This is a genomic window from Flavobacterium ardleyense (assembly GCF_042686085.1).
Classification (GTDB): domain Bacteria; phylum Bacteroidota; class Bacteroidia; order Flavobacteriales; family Flavobacteriaceae; genus Flavobacterium; species Flavobacterium ardleyense.
The window spans coordinates 73,479-99,081 of record NZ_JBHUOL010000021.1 but is presented as its reverse complement, the minus strand read 5'-3'; the positions used below and the strand labels follow the sequence as shown (position 1 = coordinate 99,081).

25 protein-coding genes are annotated in these 25,603 nt (G+C 28.5%); 15 read left to right on the top strand and 10 right to left on the bottom strand.

All coding sequences use genetic code 11. The features are described 5' to 3' along the window. The first annotated feature begins 2 nt into the window (after positions 1-2). From ACFSX9_RS13630 to ACFSX9_RS13600, 7 genes are all read left to right on the top strand, one after another. The gene (locus tag ACFSX9_RS13630; RefSeq protein ID WP_379808608.1) at positions 3-1,151 is read left to right on the top strand and encodes a glycosyltransferase family 4 protein; all 1,149 of its coding nucleotides are present in this window, start codon (positions 3-5) and stop codon (positions 1,149-1,151) included. A 2-nt stretch (positions 1,152-1,153) separates the two neighbouring features. After that, positions 1,154-2,692: a glycosyltransferase family 2 protein gene (locus ACFSX9_RS13625; protein WP_379808606.1), complete on the top strand. Its 1,539-nt coding sequence runs from the start codon at positions 1,154-1,156 to the stop codon at positions 2,690-2,692. A gap of 4 nt (positions 2,693-2,696) precedes the next feature. Beyond that, positions 2,697-3,692, top strand: coding sequence for a glycosyltransferase family 2 protein (locus ACFSX9_RS13620; RefSeq protein WP_379808604.1), 996 nt, complete (start codon positions 2,697-2,699; stop codon positions 3,690-3,692). 142 nt (positions 3,693-3,834) lie between these two features. Next, on the top strand, positions 3,835-4,023 hold the full coding sequence (locus ACFSX9_RS13615) for a transposase (protein WP_379808602.1): 189 nt from the start codon (positions 3,835-3,837) through the stop codon (positions 4,021-4,023). A 106-nt stretch (positions 4,024-4,129) separates the two neighbouring features. Continuing rightward, a complete protein-coding gene (locus tag ACFSX9_RS13610; protein ID WP_379808600.1) occupies positions 4,130-4,564 on the top strand; it encodes an IS3 family transposase in 435 nt (144 codons plus the stop codon). A 7-nt stretch (positions 4,565-4,571) separates the two neighbouring features. Next, positions 4,572-4,802: a DDE-type integrase/transposase/recombinase gene (locus ACFSX9_RS13605; RefSeq protein ID WP_379808598.1), complete on the top strand. Its 231-nt coding sequence runs from the start codon at positions 4,572-4,574 to the stop codon at positions 4,800-4,802. A 9-nt stretch (positions 4,803-4,811) separates the two neighbouring features. Further along, a complete protein-coding gene (locus ACFSX9_RS13600) occupies positions 4,812-5,009 on the top strand; it encodes an IS3 family transposase (RefSeq protein WP_379808596.1) in 198 nt (65 codons plus the stop codon). Positions 5,010-5,145: 136 nt separating this feature from the next. Here the strand turns inward: ACFSX9_RS13600 and ACFSX9_RS13595 are convergent, their stop codons facing one another. The 8 genes from ACFSX9_RS13595 to ACFSX9_RS13560 are packed head-to-tail and all read right to left on the bottom strand — an operon-like array spanning position 5,146 to position 12,234. Next, entirely contained in the window at positions 5,146-5,946 is an 801-nt protein-coding gene (locus ACFSX9_RS13595; RefSeq protein ID WP_379808594.1) for a hypothetical protein, read from the bottom strand. A gap of 1 nt (position 5,947) precedes the next feature. Next, entirely contained in the window at positions 5,948-6,454 is a 507-nt protein-coding gene (locus ACFSX9_RS13590; protein WP_379808592.1) for a hypothetical protein, read from the bottom strand. Continuing rightward, positions 6,436-7,251, bottom strand: coding sequence for a hypothetical protein (locus ACFSX9_RS13585; RefSeq protein WP_379808590.1), 816 nt, complete (start codon positions 7,249-7,251; stop codon positions 6,436-6,438). Before ACFSX9_RS13585 ends, ACFSX9_RS13590 begins: the two co-directional genes overlap by 19 nt. Further along, positions 7,232-7,747: a hypothetical protein gene (locus ACFSX9_RS13580; protein ID WP_379808588.1), complete on the bottom strand. Its 516-nt coding sequence runs from the start codon at positions 7,745-7,747 to the stop codon at positions 7,232-7,234. The genes ACFSX9_RS13585 and ACFSX9_RS13580 overlap by 20 nt, the downstream gene beginning before the upstream one ends. Further along, positions 7,747-8,826, bottom strand: a complete 1,080-nt coding sequence (locus ACFSX9_RS13575) for a serine hydrolase domain-containing protein (protein WP_379808586.1) — start codon at positions 8,824-8,826, stop codon at positions 7,747-7,749. The genes ACFSX9_RS13580 and ACFSX9_RS13575 overlap by 1 nt, the downstream gene beginning before the upstream one ends. A 36-nt stretch (positions 8,827-8,862) precedes the next feature. Next, positions 8,863-9,540: a leucine-rich repeat domain-containing protein gene (locus ACFSX9_RS13570; protein WP_379808584.1), complete on the bottom strand. Its 678-nt coding sequence runs from the start codon at positions 9,538-9,540 to the stop codon at positions 8,863-8,865. Between the two features lie 48 nt (positions 9,541-9,588). After that, positions 9,589-10,755 (bottom strand): hypothetical protein, encoded by a 1,167-nt coding sequence (locus ACFSX9_RS13565; protein WP_379808582.1) that lies wholly within the window; start codon positions 10,753-10,755, stop codon positions 9,589-9,591. 48 nt (positions 10,756-10,803) lie between these two features. Beyond that, complete coding sequence (locus ACFSX9_RS13560; RefSeq protein WP_379808580.1) at positions 10,804-12,234, bottom strand: TolC family protein; 1,431 nt, start codon at positions 12,232-12,234, stop codon at positions 10,804-10,806. Here ACFSX9_RS13560 and ACFSX9_RS13555 point away from each other — a divergent pair. From ACFSX9_RS13555 to ACFSX9_RS13520, 8 genes are all read left to right on the top strand, one after another. Further along, on the top strand, positions 12,206-13,723 hold the full coding sequence (locus ACFSX9_RS13555; protein ID WP_379808578.1) for a nucleotidyltransferase domain-containing protein: 1,518 nt from the start codon (positions 12,206-12,208) through the stop codon (positions 13,721-13,723). The two genes, ACFSX9_RS13560 and ACFSX9_RS13555, sit on opposite strands and share 29 nt — an antisense overlap. Continuing rightward, positions 13,713-15,923 (top strand): peptidase domain-containing ABC transporter, encoded by a 2,211-nt coding sequence (locus ACFSX9_RS13550; protein WP_379808576.1) that lies wholly within the window; start codon positions 13,713-13,715, stop codon positions 15,921-15,923. The genes ACFSX9_RS13555 and ACFSX9_RS13550 overlap by 11 nt, the downstream gene beginning before the upstream one ends. Before the next feature lie 4 nt (positions 15,924-15,927). Then, positions 15,928-17,259: an HlyD family efflux transporter periplasmic adaptor subunit gene (locus ACFSX9_RS13545; RefSeq protein ID WP_379808574.1), complete on the top strand. Its 1,332-nt coding sequence runs from the start codon at positions 15,928-15,930 to the stop codon at positions 17,257-17,259. Positions 17,260-17,263: 4 nt separating this feature from the next. Beyond that, positions 17,264-18,772 carry a hypothetical protein gene (locus ACFSX9_RS13540; protein WP_379808572.1) on the top strand — a complete coding sequence of 503 codons (1,509 nt, stop codon included), beginning with the start codon at positions 17,264-17,266 and terminating at the stop codon, positions 18,770-18,772. After that, positions 18,762-19,859 (top strand): RNA ligase, encoded by a 1,098-nt coding sequence (locus ACFSX9_RS13535; protein ID WP_379808570.1) that lies wholly within the window; start codon positions 18,762-18,764, stop codon positions 19,857-19,859. Before ACFSX9_RS13540 ends, ACFSX9_RS13535 begins: the two co-directional genes overlap by 11 nt. A gap of 1 nt (position 19,860) precedes the next feature. After that, positions 19,861-21,147, top strand: coding sequence for an NUDIX domain-containing protein (locus tag ACFSX9_RS13530; RefSeq protein WP_379808568.1), 1,287 nt, complete (start codon positions 19,861-19,863; stop codon positions 21,145-21,147). A 164-nt stretch (positions 21,148-21,311) separates the two neighbouring features. Continuing rightward, complete coding sequence (locus tag ACFSX9_RS13525) at positions 21,312-21,623, top strand: transposase (RefSeq protein ID WP_379808566.1); 312 nt, start codon at positions 21,312-21,314, stop codon at positions 21,621-21,623. Between the two features lie 50 nt (positions 21,624-21,673). Further along, positions 21,674-22,303 (top strand): DDE-type integrase/transposase/recombinase, encoded by a 630-nt coding sequence (locus tag ACFSX9_RS13520; RefSeq protein ID WP_379808564.1) that lies wholly within the window; start codon positions 21,674-21,676, stop codon positions 22,301-22,303. 881 nt (positions 22,304-23,184) lie between these two features. Here the strand turns inward: ACFSX9_RS13520 and ACFSX9_RS13515 are convergent. Then, positions 23,185-23,409, bottom strand: coding sequence for a GIY-YIG nuclease family protein (locus tag ACFSX9_RS13515; RefSeq protein WP_379808562.1), 225 nt, complete (start codon positions 23,407-23,409; stop codon positions 23,185-23,187). Between the two features lie 1,188 nt (positions 23,410-24,597). After that, entirely contained in the window at positions 24,598-25,347 is a 750-nt protein-coding gene (locus ACFSX9_RS13510) for a hypothetical protein (RefSeq protein ID WP_379808560.1), read from the bottom strand. Positions 25,348-25,603: the final 256 nt, after the last annotated feature.

Genomic DNA, 25,603 nt, shown 5'->3' with positions numbered 1-25,603 from the left:
CTATGAAAATAGCATTTCTTACACCTGAATATCCGCACACACGAACTGGAATCTCTGGAGGTATTGGGACGAGTATAAAAAATCTAGCAGAAAGTTTAGTTAACCTCGGACATTCTGTTCGAATTTTAGTTTATGCACAAAAAGAAGATGCTGTTTTTGACGATGGAAGTGTAGTGGTGCAACAAATTAGAAATGTAAAAATAAAAGGTTTATCTTGGTTTTTTACTAGAAAAAAAATAGAAAAAATTATTAATGAATTGTATAAAAATAAAGAAATTGATATCGTTGAAGCTCCAGATTGGACCGGTATCACCTCTTTTATGCAGCCAGAAAATTGCCCAGTAATAATTCGATTAAATGGCAGCGATACCTATTTTTGTCATTTAGATAAACGTCCAGTTAAATGGTGGAATAGGTTCCATGAAAAAAGGGCGCTTGTGAAGGCAAATGGACATATTTCTGTGAGTCAATTTACAGCTGATACTACTAATAAACTATTTGGATTGGCTATTCCTTTTACTATTATTCCAAATGGAATTAATGTCGATAATTTTCGAAGAGATCAGTTGATAAAGAAGGAAGATGATACAATCCTATACTTCGGCACTTTGATTCGGAAAAAGGGAGTGCTGGAATTAGCTTCTATTTTCAATAGTATAGTTGAGAAAAAACCAGATGCACGATTGATTTTAGTGGGAAAAGACACAAGGGATATCGTTTCAGGAAATAATTCTACATGGAAAATGATGCAAGAAATATTTTCGCATAATGCGTTAGAACAAGTTGAATACCTAGGTGGTGTTTCGTATGCAGAAGTGCGCGAGTACATAGCAAAGGCAGCTGTTTGTGTTTTTCCTAGTTTTGCCGAGGCATTGCCCGTTTCTTGGCTTGAAGCAATGGCAATGGAAAAAGCGATTGTGGCTTCAAACATTGGCTGGGCACAAGAAATGATTGAAACAAATAAAGAAGGATATCTGGTTGATCCTAAAAGCCATGAAAATTTTGCAACGGCTATAATTCACTTATTGGAAGATGAAAATCAAAATACTATCTTTGGTAGCAATGCAATGTTGAAGGTGAATAGCGTTTTTAATAATAGAACTATAGCTGAAAAAAGTGTTATCTACTATCAGTCTTTTTTAAATATGTAACGATGATCGAATTTAAAACTTTTACCAATTCTAAAGGGGAAAATATATTTTATACAGGAGATCCCAATTTTGATAAATTGGAAACTTTGTCATTAGGCGCAGGAGATCTTTGGCACAGTTCATTTGAGCAAGGATACAAAAATGCTTTTCCAGAAATTGTGTATTTTGCTGTTGTTTACTTTTGGTACGTAAATGATTTTGATAATCTCGATGAATGCGTAAGCTGGAGAGTTAATCCCAAAGCTTTTGCAATTCGAAAAACCGCTTGGGACGCTTTAAACGGTTTTGATTTGGAAATTTTAAATCCGTCCTTACAGGCATTAGATTTTGGATATAACTTTTTAAAAAATTCTGGAGGTATTCCCTTGTATGTAAAAGGTTTGTTTAATGATACGAAATCGAGTATTATGAACATTAGTGCATATGATCGACATGTATTTTTTAGAAAAAACTTTAAATTAGACCATGCAATTTATATGAATTTCAGAAAGGGTTTCTGGAAATTAGATGAATGGATTGCGTTGTATAAATCGAAGAGATTTAAATTTCGTAATTCATATAATATAATTTCTCCTAGGCCCTTGAAAGAATTGGAAGGAAAACCTACTGTGAGTTATATAATTCCAACAATGTTGCGTCAAGACTTTACTTTAAACTTATTACAAGATTTAAAAAACCAGTCTTACTTACCTTCTCAAGTTATTGTAATCGATGCTACGCCAGAACATCAAAGAGATACTTCTTTGTATGTTCCTGAAGATTATCCTTTTGAAGTTGTCTTTAAATGGCAAAATTCTAAGGGAAGTTGTAGAGCGCGCAATGAAGCTATTGAATTATGTGATGGTGATTACATTATGTTTGGTGATGATGACATTAGATTTTCTTCAAATTTTATTGAAAATCATATTCGCTTACTACAAACCTATAGTGCAGAAGCTTGTAATGGATTAGATATTCGAGCTGATCATCAGAAACAGGATTTACAGGATTTAGAAAATAAACTAAAACTTTTAGGAAATAAGAGATGGAAAGTGGGGGCAACTCTTAACTTTAGTAATGCCAATTCTTGTGTTAAAAGAGAACTCGTTAATCAATTGGAAGGAAATGATATAAACTTTGATGGAGGTTACGGTGAGGATAGTGATTTCGGCATTTCCTTAATCAAAACAGGAGTTTCTGTACTTTTTAATCCTTTTTCTGCAAACTTACATTTAAAACCTCCTTTAGGAGGATATCGTTTTTGGGGAATTCAATCTAAAAAGACCGGAAAAAAAAGAACAAAACAACCATGGGAATTGGACAAGCCTGTAAAGTATATTCGACCTGTTCCGAGTCCAACTATGATGTACTTGTTTTTAAAACAATTTAATAAAAGTTCAGTCAGAGAATATTTTTTTAAGTATTTTGTGTTTTACTTTTCAAAAGGGAAAGTTTGGGACTTACCCCTAAAGATAATAAAATTCCCCTACCGTATTTTACAATATAGAAAGTCAGTACTTTATGCTAAAAATTTAATGAAATTAGGAAAAAGAACAGTTTAATATAATGCAGTTTACATTAATTATTTGTACATATAAACGTGCTATGCCGTTGCTTCAATTGCTTAATTCGGTAAAAGAACAAACCTTGTATCCAAATGAAATCATTATTGTGGACGGTTCGTCAGATGATGCTACAAAGGAAATGCTGGAAAATACCATTTTTAAAGATGTACACTATTATAAAGTTCTTCCTGATGAGCGTGGTTTAACCAAACAGCGCAATTATGGAATAGCAAAAGTGGATGCGAGCAGCGAAGTAGTTTGTTTTTTAGATGATGATACTGTTTTAGAAACCAATTATTTTGAAGAAATTATTAAATCGTATGCAATCTTCCCAGAAGCTTTAGGAGTTGGAGGTTATATATCGAATGAAACAATTTGGCAAAAAGCAACAACAACCTATCAGCCAAAAATAAATGAATTTTATTATGACGGTTGGAAACGAAAAGAGGGTTCTCGTTTTGTCTGGCGAAAAAAATCGGGTTTAGATAGTAATCTTCCACCCGGATATTCGCCAGAATTTTCTCATGGTAGAAGTGTGGGGTTTTTACCACCGTCGGGAAAAATATATGAAGTAGAACAGTTAATGGGCGGAGTTTCTTCTTTTAGAAAAAGTGTTTTTAAAGAATTTCAATTTTCAACATACTTCGAAGGGTATGGATTGTATGAAGATGCTGATTTTACCTTACGTGTATCCAAAGCAGGTAAATTATATCTAAATACAAATGCACAATTAAGCCATTACCACGATGCATCAGGAAGACCGAATCAGTACCAATATGGTAAAATGGTAGTAAGAAACGGATGGTACGTCTGGCGAGTAAAATATCCAATTCCTTCGTTTAAAGCAAAGCTAAAATGGCACGCAATTACTATTTTATTAACAGCTATTAGAGCTACAAATATATTTACTACCTCCAAAAAGAAAGAAGCGCTTACGGAAACAATGGGTAGAATAGCAGGTTGGTTTTCTTTGTTAGTGTCAAAACCTAAAGAGTAAAACCACCCAATCCACTTCCACAAACTTGTCATCCTGTAAGGATCTCACCCAATCCAATTCCACCCAAACTTGTCATCCTGTAGGGTGGATATACTAATTTAGCTTCCAGTTAAAGTTAAGAATAAAATCTTATTTTTAACATATGAAACGAGAGAGAAAAATTTATGATCCTGCTTTTAAGACAAAAGCAGTCCAATTAAGTAACGAGAGGGCTAATATTTCAGAACTCGCTAGAGAACTGGGCATAAAAGTCACCATGCTTTATAAATGGAGAAAAGAATATGAAGAATTTGGAGAAGGAAGTCTTCTGGGAAAGGAAATCTCAAACTAACACCAGAGCAGGAGAATATTCACGAATTAGAAAAAAAGTTAAAAGATGCAGAGCTAGAACGTTATATATTAAAAAAAGCAATCGGCATTTTTTCCAAGAGCGGTCGATGAAATATACATTCATTAAAAATCATGAATATCTATTTCCGATTGAAAAAATGTGTAAGGTTTTAGAGGTTGGTTCCAGTGGATATTATAAATGGAAAAATAAAGCTTTTTCCAATAGAGCACTTAGAAAAAACGAAATAAAACAACAGATAATATCCATTTATTTCGCTTCAAAACAGCGATATGGTAGCCCAAGAATTACCATCGAGTTAAATGCATTGGGTTACAAAATTTCAAGGATAACCGTAGCAAAATACATGAGAGAGCTTGGGTTAAGAAGTAAATTAAGTAAGAAATTCAAAGTTACAACCGATTCAAAACACAATTATTTAGTGGTAGAAAATGTATTGAACAGAAACTTTATGGTCACCATTCCATCAAGAGTTTGGGTGTCTGACATAACGTATATTCAAACTAAAGAAGGATTTATATGATCGAAAAATGATTGGATGGAGTTTAAGCAATGGAATGAATACTGATGACCCGAGCGATAGCGAACAGGCGAAGCAAACAACTCTTGCAGCATGGAAAATGGCGATCAGAAACAGAAGCGTTCAAAAAGGATTGATTTTTCATTCTGATAGAGGCATTCAATATGCAAACAAGAAATTTGCTAATACAATTGAATCTTATGGCATCATCAGAAGTATGAGTAGAAAAGGAAACTGTTAGGATAATGCAGTGGCAGAAAGCTTTTTTAAATCTTTAAAAACCGAATTAATTTATGGAAATAAGCTTATAACGAAAGAACAAATGAAACTAGAAATCTTTGAGTACATAGAAATTTGGTACAACAAAAAAAGACGACATGGTGCTTTAAATTACAAAACAATCGAAGAATTTAATAATCAAAATGATATTTACAAAAATGTCGCTTAACTTAAACTGTAATTTTTATTTGCATATCTAACAAAATGTTATTAACAATACATTCAGTAATAGATTAGTTTAATTAAGAAGAATTCACTACACACTTTATGCTGTATAGAGTATTCATTTTTACTAAAATAATAACTTAACTCCATAAATAATTTTCTACTTTCAAAGACAAAATGTATATACATGGATAGGTAGAAACAAAAACCCAAAAGAAATTATTTAGATTCATTACAACTGCTATTGAAAAATGAAATATAAAACCAACTATAAAAAAACCAATTGCAAACTTAGAAGAAAAAATTGTTAGTGGAGCTAATAATTGAAAAATAATTGCGGTATAATTTAATAATCTAGATATGAATTTATTTTTTATTAAAAAACTATAATATATCTCATTCCCAAAAAAATCAGTACTTAGTACTTGTTCAATTGCAATTCCTTTCATCCATGATTTGCTTTTTAGTTTATTATAACCAGTAAAAAAATATGACAAAATTGAAATAGTTCCTATAAAATATAAGCTATAATTTTGGATATCTTTGGAATTAAAAAAATTAAAGTAAAAGGAAATCCCAAGTAATATTGTTAAAACAAATCTATCAGCAATGCTGAAAAAGACATCATTTCTCAAATGAATTAGTAACTGAATAATAAAAATAATGCAAATTAAAAATGATAATGGTTTTAAAAAAATAATTAACATCGCTAAAATCAATCTAATCAAAATAATTAATCTTAAAGATGGAAAGCTTAATAATATCTTAGTAAATTTTTCATTTAGTTTATAACTAAACAATATTGTATCCGCAGGATAAACATATAATGATGAAAAATTATCTTTATAATCATTAATTCTAATAAGGATATTAATTGAATCTAATATTACATATATTAAAATAAACAATACAGTCGTTTGGATGTTTAAAATTTCATTCATTTTATTTTCTTAACTGCACATTTTTTAAAAGATAAATTTTAGTATTTTCTTCTTCAAAAATACTATTGTTATGTTCTACAAAAATAATTTGTCTAAAAATTGTCTCATTATTTTTTTTTAACTTTAAAACTTCAAATTCAATCCTTCTATAGAATCTACTTTTAAAGATTTGTTCTTCCGGTGCATTTGTCAAAATCATATGTTCAATTCCTTTAATATACCAAAAAATTAATTGGAACTTTGGATTTTCAAAATGCCATAATGCATGTTTTATTGATGGTCTTTCATAATACATAAATTCAAATAAATTTGATGAGCTTTTATTTGAATAGTAATCTCTAAAAAATATTCTAGTATTTCTTTTAATTGGTTTAGGAGAAAATACTTTAAAAACAGTTATAAATAATAAAGAATGAAACTTTCCGTCCTTATGAGACTTTTCATTTGAATTATAGAAAATTGTTGTTAAAATAATGAAAATATAAATAATTAAAACAAATAATTCCATAAACTATTTTTAGACAAATAATATATAATCGGATAACTAGAAACGAAAACCCAAAAAAAATGATTTAAACCCATAGAAAAAGCTATACTCAAATGGAATAAAAACAATATAGTTAAAAAATAAACAGTAAGCTGAGGATTTATAAACAATACAATTATAAATGAAAGTTGAACTAAAATTATAACCCAACTAATAATTATAGATATAAACTTATTATTATATAATAATTTCTGAAAAGTAGAATTTCCAAATGTTTCACTATTTAAAACCAACAAAAGAGCATCTCCATTTCTCCATTTTTTTGATTTTATTTTATGGAATCCAGTAAAAAAATAGGATAGTAACATTTGTACTGAAATAAAAAAAACTGTCAAAGAAGCTATATTAGAATTAATATTAAAACTGATTATCAACAAACCAAATAATATTATATTTTGCATTTGATCAGCACCAGAAAGGCTATAAATATTTCTAAGATTAAAAATTAATTGGATAATGAATAATAGTAAAAATAAGGACCAGTGGAATGATAGAAGTAATAAAAGCAAACAAATTAATCGAATAATCATTAATGCAAAATATCCTTTAAAACTAAATAGATAAGGTAATCTTTGATAAATATTTTTAAAATATTTTCTTTTATCATGAATAAGTTTATCATATTGAAATAATCCAACTGTGTCACTATATAATTCTTTTTTTAAAAAAAAATTCAAAGTATCAAAAACTAAACCAACACTTAGGATAATAGAAGATAACTTAAAAGCTATAACAAGATTAAATTTTTCTAATACCATTTTTATTATACTTAATATCAGTGACAAATACTATTAATTCTTCACGCTTTACAAGGTGACCATATGTTTCTACAACAATCAGTTGTCTAGTTATAATGTTATTAGTAATCCTATAGTTCCTTATATAGTTTTTTAACATTATGGTTTTAATGTCGAAAAAAAACATTAAATCAATTTTTTTCTCCCTATACTTATAAACATCTTTTGAAACTAAGGATAAAAATTTCTGTTCTCTCATTTGCCCTTTCCATAAAAAATTTTTAGTCTTATTATTAATCCAATCAATTTCAATTAAATCACTTATTGAACCATCAAGAAATTTATCTCTATAAAATATCTTATAATCTGAATATTTAGGATTTGGAGCAAACAATTTCCAGTTTGGTATGAGTGCAAAAATATCATATTTTGATAGTTTAAAAATGCTTTTATCAAACTGTTTAACAATTGTAAGAAAAATCCAAATAGTATATAATAGAATTAAAAAATAAAACATTATTTATTCATTTTATTAATATACAAACAACTAATTTTAGAAGCTAAATTGTCTATATCATCAATACGCATATTAATTAAAATAACTATAACTAATTTTGATTCTGGATAAATTCTCATAGAAGATCTGCTACTATCATATCCGCCATTATGACCATAAAAAAAATTCCCATTTATATCTTTTGTAGATGTAAAACCAAAACCATATCCAGTCTTTTTTTTATCTGATAATTTTTGTGAAGTTATAAGCTGTAATAAACTTTCTTTGTTTAAGAGTCTATTAATAAATAAAAAAGAATTTCCAAATTTCACTAAGTCTTCAGAAGTAGACAAGTAACATCCAGATGCATACTTAAATGTACAATCTAGGCATGGTGCAATACTAAAATCATTATCTTTGTATAAATAAAATTTGGAAGAATTTTCATCATAATTGCCATTATCAATTATGATTCCTTCTAGATTGAGAGGATTTAAAATGTATTTTTTATGACTAGAAGTTATATCTTCATTAGCAACTTTTTCGATTAATAATCCTAATAATTTATAACCATAATTACTATAACTAAATTTAGATAATGGTTTAAACAATAAATCATCATTTTTAAAAACTCTATTGAAATCTTTTTTATTGTAAATATTATCACAACTGATTTTTTCTTCACTAGGTATTCTCTTTATTCCAGAGACATGACCGCCTACTTGTTTGATTGTAAAATCATACTGCTTTTTTGGCAGACTATCTAAATAAAAATATACACTCTTATCAATATCTATTAGATCTTGCTCAGACATTTTTATAATTGTTGCAGCGGTTAATGTTTTTGTAATACTGGCAATTCTGAATTTTGTTGTAGAAGGATCTACAATAATTTTATTTTCGATATCAGCATAACCAAATCCTTTTGAAAAAATCAAAGTATCATTGTAAGAAATTGATACAGACATTCCTGGTACATTCTCTTTTTTTATAAAGTGATTTATTATTTTTTCAGTCTTTACGTTTGTTGACTCAAATGAATCCTGAGCAATAGAAAAGTTAATTGAAGCTAAAAATATTATTACAAATTTTGATGACATACAATATGTGAAAATTAAGTATTTTCTAAAAACTAATTAATAGACAGGTTTTCTTTCTCTCGGTTTTGGAAGTAATTTTTTTATAGGCAAATTATTTTTAATATTATTTCTTATAATAGTATCAATATTTATGTCTATATCAATTTCATTAGACAATTTTATATTATTAGAAATATTTAAGTATCTTACACTAGAACAACTTATTTGAATCTGAACTAGTTCATTATTTGAAATATTAATTTTTTCAAGTTTACAATTTTGATCCAAAAAAGATATGTTAAAATTTGTTAATTTATTATAAGAAAGATCTATTTCGTTTAAATTGATTTTAGTATTATTAGATTTTAAATCTAATCCAAAAGACTTTGCAGAATTAAAAATCTCAAAAAGTTTAATCCTGTTATTATTAGCTTTTAATTTTTCTATTTTTTTTGGCAAATAATTTAAAGGAATACTGTCAAGATAATTGTAAGATATGTTTAGAACTTTAATTTGGTACTTTGATAAATCAGGAAGCACATCTAAGTTTTGATTTGATAAATCAAGACTATCGATTATTTGCCTTTGATTTAAAGTAACTAAAATTTCCTCTACATTCTTTTTTTTAAAAACCTCACTTGATATATTAGGATCTTCGATTTCTTTTTTTTCTTTGATACAGGAACTTATAATAACAAGAAATAATGTAATACTTAAAAATTTAATACTTTTCATAATAAGGTTTTTGCTACTTAATAAAAAGATGCCTTTTGGGCATGCTTTTTATTGACCAAATAAATGGCCATACTGTTCAATAAATAAATCATATTGATCTAACTGATTTTGGTATAACTGTGGCCAGTTTGGACCATTTGGAGTACTTCCATCAGTATTAGTTTCATCTCCATATTGTTGTGCATTATTTTGAAGTTCCTGTAACCAAGATTCCATATTATTTTTGGTGTTTTGTAATTGTAGCATATCTTCTAAAACCTCAAAAACAGCATTATTAAAAACTTGTTGTATTTCAATACTATCTTCCATAAATAGATGAGAAGCAGCTGCGGCATTTTGATTATGTGAGAATGTTGATCCATTGCCAGAAGCATTAGGGGTAGTTGTTATAAAAATATCAACAAAATCTTGAGTATAACCATTATTTAAAAGCCATCCTCTTGCTAAACCTAGTTGATCACTCGTAACATTTGCCATCATATTAGAAGGATCTGCACCTATATGTTCTAATGCATTAGCAAGGTTATTATAATGTTTCAAGTGCATAGATTCATGAAGGGTTACATGCGTTAAATACATGACTTCTCTCATGTTTTCAGTTATACCACCCATATTTGCAATAAAACTTAAATCAAATCCATCTGTTGTTCCTGAAGGGGCCCATTGCCATCCGTCTTGTTGAGCAAAATTTGAATTAAAGTTAATCACATAATTTGGGTATAAGTAATCATGGGTAGCAGCTCCTGTACCAGAAGACATATTTTGAAGCCCGATCGTCAAAGCTACTTGACGTAAATTTACATTTTTCAAAACACTTTCAATGACTGAATTCGATTGTAATACAAAATTTAGTTGATCAGTAAATTCACCTGCTGGTGTGTTAATATAAAGTGTATTGTTACTTAAATTCATGCCATCTAACAACGTAGCAGGGACTGTAAAAACAGGCACTGTACTGCTCCCTGAGCCTGTGTTGTTTCCTCCAGTTTGTCCTTCATCTTGGTAGCTACCATCATCTTGATAACCATCATGACTAACATCTAAATCAAGTGAATTGTCATAATCAAGTGGATTTGGATCAAGGTCAAAATATGGTGTTTTTAAATCATAACCACCATAAGCATCATCATAACTTCCTCCGAGCAAAATTTTTGAATAATTCTCATCAATTTTTGGTAATTTAAGTTCCAGTTCCTTTAGATTTAATTTTTTCATTTAATTATTTTTTTAGCAAAAATAACTTTTTTAATAGAATAATAAAATTTAATTTATTATTTTTTGTTCATAAAAATCATACAAAGTAAGTTTTCTCAATTGATATCTATTTAACCAAATAGATTTTAGGTTGTTTAAATAATCCACTTTTATTGTTTCTTCATTGAAAAGTTGGTAATCAAAATCAGACAATGTTATTCTATTAAATTCATATAAATTTTTCACTACTTCTAAGTTTTTTTGCATCAATTCTAAATTTTGCAAAAAAATATCATTCTGATTTTTTAATGAATTCATGTAGTTAACTGTTTGAATTACTCTCAAATCTAAATCTTCGGAAGTGATTTTTAAATTATTATCTAAAATTTCTTTATTTTCTTTTGCAATAATCATTTTCCTTTTATTTTCATTCCAATTTAAAATAGGTATTTTTACATTTAAATTGGCAAACTCTCTTTTAGATGGTATTTCATATAAACCATCTAAAGAATTATTTACACTATTTGCTCCATAAGCTAACTGTAAATTAATTTGAATACCTCTTTCGCTTTTTGCTTTTTTATAATCTCTTTCTGCTTCAAGAAGTTTTGTCTCAAAATAAATATCAATCCCATATTTTTTAATCCGCTCTTTTAGAAAATTTATATCAAATTCTAAAAAGCCAAAATCTTCTGGTTTTAATAATGTAAAAGTCGAACTATTAAAATTTAAAATATTCTTAAATTTATTTTTTTCCGCGTCATATTGATTATTTTGTTGTTCTAAACCAATCTTTAACTGGTTTAAAGAGATTTTTTCTTGCAATAGGTCTGCTTCTAAAATTCTTTCGTTTTCGTATAAAGATTTTAAGTTTTTTATTTTCTCTTCCTTTAAATTTATATTTTTAGTTGTTAGTTCTGTTTTTAATTGTAGCACTAGAATATCAAAATATCGTTCAATAAGTTCTATTTTTAAATCTTCAATAGCTCTTTTCTGTTCCATTTGATTGAAGCTATAGTTAGATTCGTTTATTTTTTTCATCCATTTAAATTGATTATAACCATTTATAGGCTGAATAAGTCCTATATTAAACCAATTACTAGAATACTCCACTTGACTTCTGGTTAGTAAGTCAACTCTGTTTAATGAACTTTTTATATTAAAATAGCCACCGCTAAAAAAAATGGGTTGGCTTATATCAAGAACTACAGATGAATTTGCTTGTTTTCTATCAATAAATACATTATCTCCATTTGGCTGTGTTATAACATTTATAGAATGATCATAATTAGGAACGTTCAGCTCTAATGACAATTTGGGCAAAAAATTATTGTTGATAATATTATAGCCTTCATTTTGTATAATGCTATTTTTTTGTATAGTATTGTACTCATCAGTATTATAAATTAAAGTTTCTAAAATTTCTTCAATAGAAATTTCTTTTTGACTATAAATTTCAGTTACTACAAATATGAATAAAACTACAAATACTTTAGACAATTTCATGGGTAAATTAGATATTAAAGAAAAGTTAATTAATACATTTTTAAAAGAAAATTTTAAAAATGAGGCAAATATACTTCTTTTTGGAAGTAATATAGAAGGATATAATGAAAATTCTGATATAGACATTTTGATAATCTCTAGTCATTTTAACGCTTTTACTAAAGAAACTTATTATTTTAAGAATCAATCATTTGATGTTATGATTGTTCCACTTTATGAGATTAATGCATATTTAGAAAAAGATAAATTCATAAAGGTTTATATTGATATTTTTACAAAAGGCAGAGTAATATCTGATAAAGATGGTGTTTTAAAAAAAATAATTTCGCAGATTAAAAAGGCTGTAATTTCTGAAAACAAATTTTTATGGAAAAATCAAATAGAAAAAAATATATCTTTTTTTATTGGCAAAATGTCTAAGTCAAAAAATATTTATGAAGCTGAAATATATTTTAATAAAGTTTCTGAAAACATTTATACAAGAAGGCTTTTAGATTTTGGAATTTGTAATATTGATAGTTCAAAGCACTTAGTTAATAAAATCATAGATTTAGACCTTTCTTTAGTTGAAAAACTATACAAACTCAAGAAAAAACTAATGCAATTACAAAATGTTTCAATAATTATTAATGAACTAGAGAAAATATTAAATTTAAACAATATTTGGTATAAAAATTATTATAGTAACAATTTAGTTTTGTCGAAAATATACGAAGATAGAATGATTATATTTGTCGAAAACAACTCTAAAATAATAAATAAAATTGAGCGTTTCTTAAGAAACAAATCAATCAATTATTATTGTTTTTCAATTGACAAGTACAATATTAATAATGAAGGGAATTATTATGTTATTCTTGAAAAAAAAGAAATACTTAGAGACTTATTAATACCTCAATTACGGGAAACTTTTTTTAATGATGATGATATAATTGAAAATGATTCAAAAATCATATTTCCATATCAAATGGATATGAAAACTCATATAGGTGTCTCGGATAATAATATTTTTATTGAGCTTGAAAAACTATTTTTATTAATTAATGCTATTAAAAAAGAAAATGGAATAGTATTTTATATATTTTTTGATGTTTTAAAAAAATTAAACTCAAATGTTGTAATTGAAAATTTAATTTATATTTTTGCGGGAAAATCAATTTTATTAAATAATACAGGTAATCTTGATAAATCATTGAGCTTTCTTATTGAATTAAAAAATAAATATTACAATAAAAAAATTTCAATTTCAAGCAAAGAAGTAATATTATATAAAAAAAGCATTGAGAATACAAATGATATCATTCCAAAAGAGTTTGAAAATTTAAAAAATCAACTAAATAAAGTTTCTTGTTTAATTTCAAAGGAGGATGTCTCAATTATTTATGGGGTGACAAATTCAATTTTCAATATATTTGAAATTAAAGATTATCAAAAACCTTATATAATTACTATTGTGAAAAAAATATTAAACAATGAATCTTAAAAGGTTTCCTTTCTACAAACAACTAGATACTAAAGATTGTGGTCCAGCATCCCTTCAAATAATATCAAAATATTATGGTAAATACTTTAATCTTGATTTCCTAAGAGATCGATGCGGAGTTAACAAAGAAGGAACTTCAATTCATTTACTTTGCAAAGCAGCAGAATCAATTGGGTTTAAAACACTACCTGTAAATTGTTCCTACAAACAATTGCACCAAGAAGTTCCATTGCCATGTATTGTGCATTGGAGAAAAAAACACTTTATTGTCGTTTACAAAGTAAAAAAATATAAAGTCTATGTTTCTGATCCTGAAATAGGACTAATCACATATTCAAAAAAAGAGTTTGTGAATGGTTGGTTGGCACATTTAAGAGAACCTAATGCATGGAGAAAAGGAAAATTAATTGCTTTAGAACCTACAGATAGTTTTAAGGAAAATAAAAATATGTCTGAAAAGACATCTGGATATAATTTATTAAGCTACTTAACATCTCATTTAAAACCGTACAAAAGTCAGGTACTGCAACTTTTTTTAACAATGCTATTTATTACATTGTTACAATCAGTTTTTCCAATATTAACACAGTCTATTGTAGACATTGGAATTTCTACAAAAGATATTAATTTTATTCAAGTGCTCCTATTAGCAAATATTGTATTAATAATAAGTACTAGTATCGGCAATTGGATTAGGACCTCTATTAATACTCATATTGCTTCAAGAATTAAAGTTTCCCTTCTCTCTAATTACATTATAAAACTTTTAAAATTACCTGTTAGTTTCTTTGAGAATAAACTAATTGGAGATATTCTTCAAAGAGTAATGGATTATGAGAGAATTGAGACTTTTATGTTAAATTCAGCTTTCACTATTATATTAGCTATACTTAATTTAACAGTATTTTCAACTATTCTAATAATTTATGAACCTAAATTATTTTATATTTTTATTATAGGAAGTGCTTTGTATGTATTATGGATTTTACTATTCTGGAATATTAGAAAAAAAATGGATTTTCAATATTATAGTCTAATAGCTCTTAATCATAGTCATTGGATAGAAATGATAAATAATATTCAGGATATAAAAAATAATAATTATGAACAAGGGAAGCGTTGGAAATGGGAGAAAGTACAGGTTAAATTATATAATGTTAGTATTAAATTATTAGGAATAAATCAAAGTGAACAACTTGGCTCTAACTTAATAAATACACTTCGAGATGTAGGCTTGACTTTTTTATCAGCCTATTTAGTCATTAATGGAGAAATGACGATCGGAATGCTTGTAGCAGTACAATTTATAATTGGTCAATTGAAAAACCCTATTAACGAAATTGTTGCTTTTATTAGATCCTATCAAATGGCAATGATTAGTTATCAAAGAATGGGAGAAGTTGATAGAATTCCAAAAGAAGAAGATATAACACTCACAGAAGATACTAAATATTTTTTTCCAAAAGAAAGGTCAATACTTGCAGAAAATATTAGCTTTCAATTTGGTAAAGGCTCAAATGTAATCTTAAAAAACCTTTCTTTATTTATACCTGAAGGAAAAATAACTGCAATAGTTGGTTCAAGTGGTAGTGGAAAATCTACTTTAATAAAAATTTTATCTAGAATTTATAATCCTGTGAGTGGAAAATTATATGTTGGCGGACAAAATATTGAGAATATTGTTTTAAAAGATTGGAGAGATAAAATAGGAGTTGTTACTCAAGAAACAAAACTTTTTAAAGATTCAATATTAAATAATGTTGTTTTAGGACAAAATGAATTTGAAGAGGAAAAATTTTTGAAAGCAATTAAAATAGCAAATATTGAGTACGAAATAACGCAATTACCATTAGGTTTTAACACATTACTTGGAGAAAATGGTATTGGTTTAAGTGAAGGTCAAAAACAACGAATTCTAATTGCAAGAGCTGTATATAAAAATCCTGACTACTTTTTCCTAGATGAAGCAACAAACAATCTAGATTCTAAAAATGAGAAAATAGTAATGGAAAATTTAATGAATGAATTTGAAAATAAAACGGTAATAATTGCAGCTCATAGATTAGGTACTATAATGAATGCAAATCAAATAGTAGTGATGGATAACGGAAGAATTGTAGAATTAGGAAGCCATAAAGAACTAGTTAAAAAAACAGAGGGTATTTACTATAACCTATTTAAAGACCAATTCACTCAATAATTAAATGGAACAAGAAGAACAAAAATTAAAAAAATACTCTGAGGAATTTAGAGATATTATTGATAGATTTCCAACAAAAGTAAATTATTATTTGTTTTATTTTTTGGCCTTAATTATAATTGCAATGTTGGCGTTTGGTTTAGTCATTGAGTCACCTGATATAGTTTTTGCAGAAGTTAAAGTTACGGCTAAAAAACCACCTATAACATTGGTTGCAAAAATAAATGGTAAAATAAAATTAATAGCTGATAATATAAATAACAATGTTTCAAAAGATGAATATATTGCCATAATAGAAAATAGTGCAAATGAAGAGCAAATTAAAATATTAAAAGATTCTTTAGGAAATTTTAATTTTAAAACCATTCCTGACTATGAGGATTATACTTTTGCATTAAGTTATAATATCGGAAATATTCAAGAATATTATTTCAAATTTCTTAAAACATTGTATGAGTTAAATCAGTACAAAAGGAATAATGTTTATGATATTGAAATAGAATCATTAAACAATCAATTAACGAAAATAAAGGAATCGATATCAAAAAGTAATGAAATTATAACGTATAAAAATGAAAACATTGAAATTTCTAAAGAAAAAAACAAAGTAGATTCTATCTTATTAAGTAAAGGAGCACTAATAAAATCAGAGTTTGAATTATCAAGAAAACAACTTTTAAAAGAAAAGGACGATAAAGCTTCACTAGAGAATTCTATAATAAAAGATAGACAAACAATTATATCATACTTAAACAAATCAATTAGTCTCAATGTAGAGAAAAATCAAACTTATGATCAATTAATTATTAGTTTGTTTACTAATTATCAAAATATATTAATAGCAATTCATGATTGGGAGTCTAATTATACTTTCAAAGCTCCATTTGATGGAAGTTTTGAATTACTTCGATTTATCTCAAATGGTGAATTTGTAAATCAAGGAGAACCTATTTTTAGTATTCTCCCTGCAAACAATAAAATAATTGGTCAAGCTTTAATGCCAATTAGTGGTGCAGGAAAAGTGAAAAATAATCAAAAAGTTATTATAAAATTAGACGCTTATCCTTATCAAGAATTTGGAAATCTGGAAGGTTCAATAAAATCTATTTCATTGATTCCTACTCAAAATTTACATTTAGTAAATATCGAAATACCAAATGGATTAGTTAGTAATAGTGGTTATAAACTTAATTTTAGTAAAGAAATGACAGGTCAAGCGGAGATAATTACTGAAAATAAAAAATTAATATCAAGAGTATTTGAAAAAATCAAACATGCTTTTGACCGAAAAAGAAATACTGAAATCATTCCAAAAGAAGAAAAAAAAGCTGAATAATTTTATGAAGAATAAACCACTACATATAGCTATAGATATAATCAATGAGAATTTTCAGAGTGCAACTACTGCATACTTAACTAAATCGATAAACAATAATTACGTCAAATCCATCCAAGTCATAATAATTAATGAAATATATGATTATTTTACATTTGAGCATTTTAACAATAAAGGATATGATGTTGAAGTAATTTTTTTACCTAAATCAATATTATTTTTTACAGAAAAACATATAGATTTTATACAAGAACACGATTTGTTTAATAGTATTTCGAAGGGAAAAATATTAAGAGACACGAATTCAATTGGAGAAAAACTACAACAAATGTATGAAGTAATAAGTGCTTCATTATTATCATTGGAACCAAGTAATACTTATAAAAAACTATTTAAATTATCTAGTTTAATAAGTGAGTTTGAAAATGCCCATAGTAAAGTATCAATCTTTATCCTTAAAAATAAAATAGTAGGTAAAATAAATGGACTACTTAAAAACCATTTAGGTAATTCAAATCAAATCATTAAATTAGAAGATAGTTTTTCAAATAGCACTTTATTTTTAGTAGAAGTAAAATCAATTTTAGAAAGTCTAGGAGGTCCTGTAACATTTTATTCTGAAAATGATATTCTAAATAATATTGTTGAGAATGAATTTTCATTACTAATTGAAACTGGATTTACCTATGATGACTTCATATCGCTCTTTCTAATACATTTACTAGGTAAATTAAAAGCAATTACGCATAAAATTAAATTTACATTTAAACTATTAAATGATAATCAATATTTAATTACTATTTGGACAGAAAATGAAATAATTAAGAATCATATCATCCCAACATTAAATCAAATTTTTACTTCAAATACAGAGCTTTATAATAATTTAAAACCAAAATATCCTTATCATAATAAGACGCAACAAATTAATGATTTACTAACAGACACATCATTTACTAAAGAGCTTCAATTAATTTTTTCTCAATACATTTTAGAATTAAAGCTAAACGAAAACGAAGAACTATCAGAAGGATATAGATTGTCATTAGGGATATTCTTTTCTATTGAGATACTTCAAGCTTTATTTCCAAATAAAGACATTGTTAAAAAAATAACCAACTTACTCTTTGAAGAATGGCTTTCCATGTCTTACGAAACTTCTAATACAAATTGGAATGATTTAGAACTGCAAAGTTACAAAGTAGTTAATGATCTTGAAAACCTATATTTAGCCCAATTCGAAACACTCAATTCAAATTTTGGAGATTCAATTAAAAATTGGGAATATACAGATGAATCAGGTTTAGAATTAGAGCAAATTTGTAAAAAAATTTACAATTCATATAATACTAATTCTATTTTTAATTCAAGTTTAAGCAATAATAACATTATTGATGGATTTAATAATAGTATTCAAATAATCCTTTTTGAAGTTTTAAGTATTCTTGGAATTACAAACTACAATAAAACATATATCATTTACGATATTAATCGACTTTTACATGAAGCTTAATTTAAACGAACTTTTAGAGTTAACTAAAAACACACATATTTGTTTTGAAAAGCATCCAGATGAAGACTTGTATATTTTTGGATATTATAATGGAGGTATTGACAAACCAAATGTTTGGAACGAACTAACTAAAATGTGTAGAGGACTAATTGTAGATAAAGAAGGAACTATTTTAGAAAGACCATTTGAAAAATTTTGGACTTACAGACAATATATGTCCGAAGACACATTATTGTTAAGTGAAAATAAAATGCAAAAAATACCAAATGTTCCATTCAGAATCTATGAAAAAGTAGATGGTTCAATGGCGACAATGTACTGGATTAAGGATACACCTGCACTAGCAACCCAAAGATCATTTACTAGTCCGAAGGCAAAAAAAGCAACCGAAATTTTACATAAAAAATACAGTCATACTTTTAGTAAATTTAATAAAAAATACACCTATATATTTGAAGCGGTCTATCCTGAAACATCTATTTTAATAGATTACGGCAATCAAGAAGAATTATATTTAATCGGTGTAATTGATAAAGAAACAGGTAAAGCAATAGCAGTGCCCGATATAGGTTTTCCAATGTGTAAAGATTTGACTCCACAATACGGGCACATAAAAAATTATGAAGATTTATCTAACTTGAACATAACAAACTTAGAAGGATTTGTAATTCAATACGAAAACGATTTAAGAATAAAAATAAAGTTTCCTTGGTACAAAGAAATGTCTTCTATGAAAGATAAATTGATAAGAGGTATAAAAAACGCAAACTTAAATCAAATCTTATTAATGCAAAAAATGGGAATTGAAATTCAAAATTTATCAAATATTCAGGTTTGGGAGTGCTTAAAAAATGGAGATAAAGAGCTTTATGAAATTAAAGCCAAATTAACAGTTTTTCATTATACTGCGGGTGTAGAGTTTTGGTTAAAAGAACAAGTAGATTTAATTTTAACGAATAAGGATTGGGATAAAGAAAAACCACAACAAAAAATTGATTTTAAAATTGATTTAACTTTCGAAACAGAAAACAACTTAGATGTTATGATGTGGAATTGGAAAGATCGATATCTTAACATGCTAGGTTAACATGCTTATAAGTTCTGGTTTAGCAATCTTCATCAACGATAAAATACTTTTAGTCAAACCCAAAGGACTAGAAGAAGGTTTCTATTCCATTCCAAAAGGTTTGGTAGAAAAAAATGAATCCATTCTTGATGCAGCTATTAGAGAAACCTATGAAGAAACAGGCGTTTTAATCTCTGAAACTCAAATTGATAAAACACCTCATATTTGTAACTATTTATCAAATACTGGAAAAATTACAAAAAGAGTTTATTATTTTGTAGTCAAAATAGAAAGTAGTGAACTTATAAAAACGGGAAAAATTGATTTTTCAGAAATAGATAACTATGATTTATATGATAGACAAAAAGCAGAAAAAGTAATCTATTGGAAAATGTTGAGTATTTTAAACCACCTCAGCCCTTCAAAATTTTCACCAAAAGAATTATTACTGCTAGAACAATTAAAAATTGTTAAGAAAGTAAAACATCCAGTATATCCTATCTTCTTATATAATTATACCGATAAATGCAAGCAATTCCATTTTTGGAACGATACAACATTATGGTGTAGAGGTCTTGTATTAGACACAAATGGGAATATAATTGCAAGACCCTTTAAAAAATTCTTTGAAGAGCATCAATTATATGATGAGTTTAAACCTTCACAATATAAAGCTAAGATATATGAGAAAATAGACGGAGCATTAGGTATTATGTTTTTTTATAAAGGGAAACTTATTTTCTGTAACAGACAAAGTTTTAAATCTAGACAAGCTGTTGTAGCTTCAGAAATATTCTATAAAAAACATGCAAAGCAATTAGATACACTAACGCAGCACAATAGAACTTACTTATTTGAAATTGTGTATCCAAATAATAGATTTGTAGTCAATTATGGTATAGAAGAAGATTTATACTTATTGGGGATAATGGAAAACAGTACAGGAAGAAAAAGCAAAGAACAAACATCTTTTAAAACACCTCAATTAAAAACAAAAAATGCAATTTTTGATAAAAAAAACGAAGGATCAGTTATCCATTTCGAAGATGATTTTAAGTTAAAAATTAAAACAGACTCCTTTAAGAAAAGATACCTTGAGATAGAACAAATAAAAACGAATATTTCAAAAAACACTACCTACCTAAAAAATAACGCTAATAGAGAAAATTGGAATGTCGACTACAATAAATTATACAATATTTTTTTACGAAAATATTTATTACTTTACCTACAATATTACAAAGAGGATAATAATTCTGAGCAAAAAAATATTAAAAAAATAACTTTTAGAAAGGTTTTTCCAGGATAAACTACTTTAGTCATGAATACTCTTTTTATTATTACAGCTAAAATTTTCTTATAAATATAAAAAGTTTTTAAATCTCTATTTTTTAATTTTGGTTGACTAGATGTTATTTTAGCCCCTTATAAGTTCGGAGTGATATTTTAAATTTCAAATAGTAGATTTGAGATATGAAATACAAGAAATGGAGTTTAGAAGAAAAGCTAGAAATCCTATGCTTTTCAGAAGAGTTAGGAATCGTTGAAACTTGTCGTAAATACAGTTTTAGCACAGGTACTTTGTATAGTTGGAAGAAGAAACACGAGAAGCATGGGGAAGCTGGTTTAAAAGTAACTTATGACACTAGTAGTAAAGAACTAAAACAAGCTGAGGAAGAAAACAGAATTCTACGCAAATTATTAGCTAACAAGGAAATTGAACTAGAAATCAGTCGTGAACTTTTAAAAAAAAAGTTTGGAACATCCGATCCAAGAAAGATTTAGTTGATCGTATTTTTAGTAAACATAAGATTAGTAAAGCCCAAATCATTGCTATGGTAGGTATTGTTCAAAGTAGTTATTACCGAAGACCAACCCTTGGTAGAAAAGGAAATAAGCCTAGTAAATTTACTTATATTAAATCTAAAGGACTGGTGAGTCAAGATATTGTAATTGATTCTGTTAAAGGTATTTTAAGTAATGAGTTTATTGACTGCGGATACCGCCTAATGATTTCTTACTTACAACGAGATGGTTATTTAATTAATCATAAAAAGTTGTACAGGATTATAAAAGAAGAGGGTTTGTTGAAATTAGAAAACCGAATAAACAGAAGTGGTTCGGGCCGTAAATTTGTAAAATATAGAATAGTAAATACTGTTAAACCTTTTGAATGTTTAGAAATGGATATAAAGATGGTTTGGATTCCTGGTGTAGGTAAAAACGCTTATTTACTATCAATCATAGACGTTTATACCCGTAGAATATTAAAAGATTACTTTGCTTTCTCAATAAAACAGAATAAAGTAATAACATTTCTATCTGATTTATTTTCAGAATATCAATACCCTAAAAGTGTTGTTATAAGAAGTGACAAAGGAAGTCAATTTATTGCTAAAAGTGTTCGTGAATACCTTGGATTAATAGGAGTTCAGCAAGAATTTGCACATGTAGCTACACAATAACAAAATGCACATATTGAAGCCTACCACGGAATAGTAAAAAAAGAAGTTTTTAAATGAGTTGATTATGGGACTTTTGGAGAAATTGAGCTAATACTAAAAAAATATGTGATTTTCTATAACACTACTAGACTACATGGACTTTTAGGACGCATTACCCAAATGGAAAAATGGAACCATGATAAACATCTAATTTAAATAAAAAAATTAAGCGAATAATTAATAATCGAAATTTAGAATAATACTCTTGTTTTATAGGGGTCAAAACAGAGGTTTACTAAAAACACTGTAAATCCTTATAAAATATAAGTTTAATATAACCCTGTAAGGATCTCACCCAATCTACTTCCACAGTCGACTTTCGCAAACAACTTTTTGTTGCCTATATGTGGGATCCCTCCTTGGGTCGGGATGACAAGATTGAGTGTAGGTGTTGCGTTGAAAAAATTCGTTGGTATTGTCCAGTTTTCAGTCTCAAATTGTCATAAATCCACTTCCTTCTCTAACTTCCACAATCAACTTCCACAAACTTGTCATCCTGTAAGGATCTCACCCAATCCACTTCAACAAACTTGTCATCCTGTAAGGATACCACCCAATCCACTTCCACAAACTTGTCATCCTGTAAGGATCCCACCCAATCCACTTCCCCAAACTTGTCATCCTGTAAGGATCTCACCCAATCTACTTCCACAAACTTGTCATCCTGTAAGGATCTCACCCAAACCACTTCCACGAACTTGTCATCCTGTAAGGATCTCACCCAATCTACTTCAACAGACAACCCACAACACTCATCTTTTGAATTTATCATTCCAAAACTCTAACGAAGGATTGAGTTCCTTAATTAAGTTTATTTTTTTCTCTCTTGATAAGTTTTTAATTTATTTTTCTCTTTCGATAGCCAATTGAATCAAAGAAAATTTTTCAAAATAAATTAGATAATGACTGTTATATCGTGCAGTAAAACTCTTTGGATTAAATTTTGTTTCGTGTTGCCATAAACGTAATTTCAAATTATTGGTTACTCCTGTATACAATACGGTTCTATTTTTATTGGTTAAAATATAAACATAAAAAGTGTAAATCCCTTCAGTGTATTCGATCATACTTTGTTGTTTTTTAACGTTTAGCTTCTGTTCAATTATAAATCAGGAATAAATTAGTAATCTAAAAGTAATAATTTTAAACTAAAACATAAAAAGTATTATTATAAACTTGTTATTTCCCTTAATCTTCGGGAATAATCCCACCCAAACCACTTCACCCAAACTTGTCATTCCGTAGGACACAAGCGCAAGCGAACTGGCGAAGCAATCTCTTATAATAGCAATAAGCGTTGTGGAAAAAGTTTGCGTGAGATCCTTTCAGGATGACAAACGTTGGGGTTAGCATTGTGCATTAATAAACTTCACTCAAACTTGTCATTCCGTAGGAGCCCCACCCAAACCACTTCCCCAAACTTGTCATCCTGTAAGGATCGCACCCAATCCACTTCATCTGATTTCCCTCCTTCGGAGGGGCTAAGGGAGGCTCTTTCCTCAAACTTGTCATTCCGCAGGACACGAGCGTAAGCGAACTGGCGAAGCAATCTCTTATTATAGCAATAAGCGTTGTGGAAAAAGTTTGCGTGAGATCCTTTCAGGATGACAAACGTTGGGGTTAGCATTGTGCATTAATAAACTTTACTCAAACTCGTCATTCCGTAGAAATCCCACCCAAACCACTTCCCAAAACTTTTCATTCCGAAGGAGTTCCACCTAATCCGCTTCCACAAACTTGTCATTCCGGAGGAACCCCACCCACAAACCACTTCCACCCAAACTTGTCATCCTGTAAGGATCTCACCCAACCCACTTCCACAAACTCGTCATTCCGTAGAAATCCCACCCAAACCACTTCCCAAAACTTTTCATTCCGAAGGAGTCCCACCTAATCCGCTTCCACAAAATTGTCATCCTGCAAGGATCTCACCCAATCAACTTCCCCAAACTTTTCATCCTGAAAGGATCTCACGCAAACCACTTCCACAAACTTGTCATTCCGTAGGAACCCCACCCAAACCATTTCCACCCAAACTTGTCATCCTGTAAGGATCTCACGGAATCCACTTCCACAATTTTGGTTCCTGCTCCCCTCCTTCGGAGGGGCTGGGGGAGGCTCTTGTATCTCACCCAATCCACTTCAACAGAAAACAAACAACAGACAACCTTTCTCCAGTCCACTTCAACCTTTCCACAATCCACTTCAACAGAAAACAGACAACAGACAACCGACAACAAAAAAAGCCCTTTAAACTAAACAACATCAACCAAATGCAGCACATTAAAAGCCCCATTCCGAAGCGGATACTGCACGCCATTCACTTCCTGAAAAAATTCAATTAGCAACAAATACAATTGTGAACCACTTCCTACAGGAACCGATGCGGGTGCCAACGTAATACTATATGTATTCATATCCAATACTGCATTTTCAATAGGACTATACTGCGTATCAAATTTCCCAGTAGTGAAATCCAAGTTAATAAACGCACTGCGAAAAGAAACATGAGTAGCACCTTCAGGAACATTCAAATGTTCTAAGGGAACAAAGTCTGGAATACTAACAATCCCTGTAATAGTATCCAAACTATAAGGCGCATGAAACACAGCTTGTAAAGCAGCACGATTATTAAAATCGAACCCTTTTAACAACTGCTTACCAGCTACATTTAAAATTCCTTCACCCACTATGCGTTGACCTCTAGCCGAAGTGCCGTCGAGCTTACGTACCTTACTCAAGATGCCCAACATTCGACTGCTCACGCGTGGATCTTTTGCACGATGCAGCATAGTACCAATCGCAGTACGTAATAATTTACCCGATTGAGCAGTAGAACCAAATTCTGCAATATTCTCTCGGGTACGAATAAAAGCAGGATCATTCATAATTCTACTTTTTGAGACACCACCTTTGGTACGCACCAAATGTCCATCTATCGATTTGTAAAAAGTCAGGCCGTCTAACGTACCTGTAACTTTTAAAAAGGATTCTTGTTTTGCCATGATAATTAAAATGTAAAGTTTAAAAAATAAAAAATAATTTTGAACTAGGCCTTAATTCAATTCCAAAACTAATACACTATTGATTATCAAAAAACTAAGTGGTTCCGTTAGTGTTGATATGAGCCAGATGAGCACATCATTGTCCATTTAAAACGCCCAACTTTGTCATTCCATAGGAACCCCGCCTAAACCACTTCCCCCTCAAACTTGTCACCCTGTAAGGATCTCACCCAATCCACTTCCACAAACTTGTCAT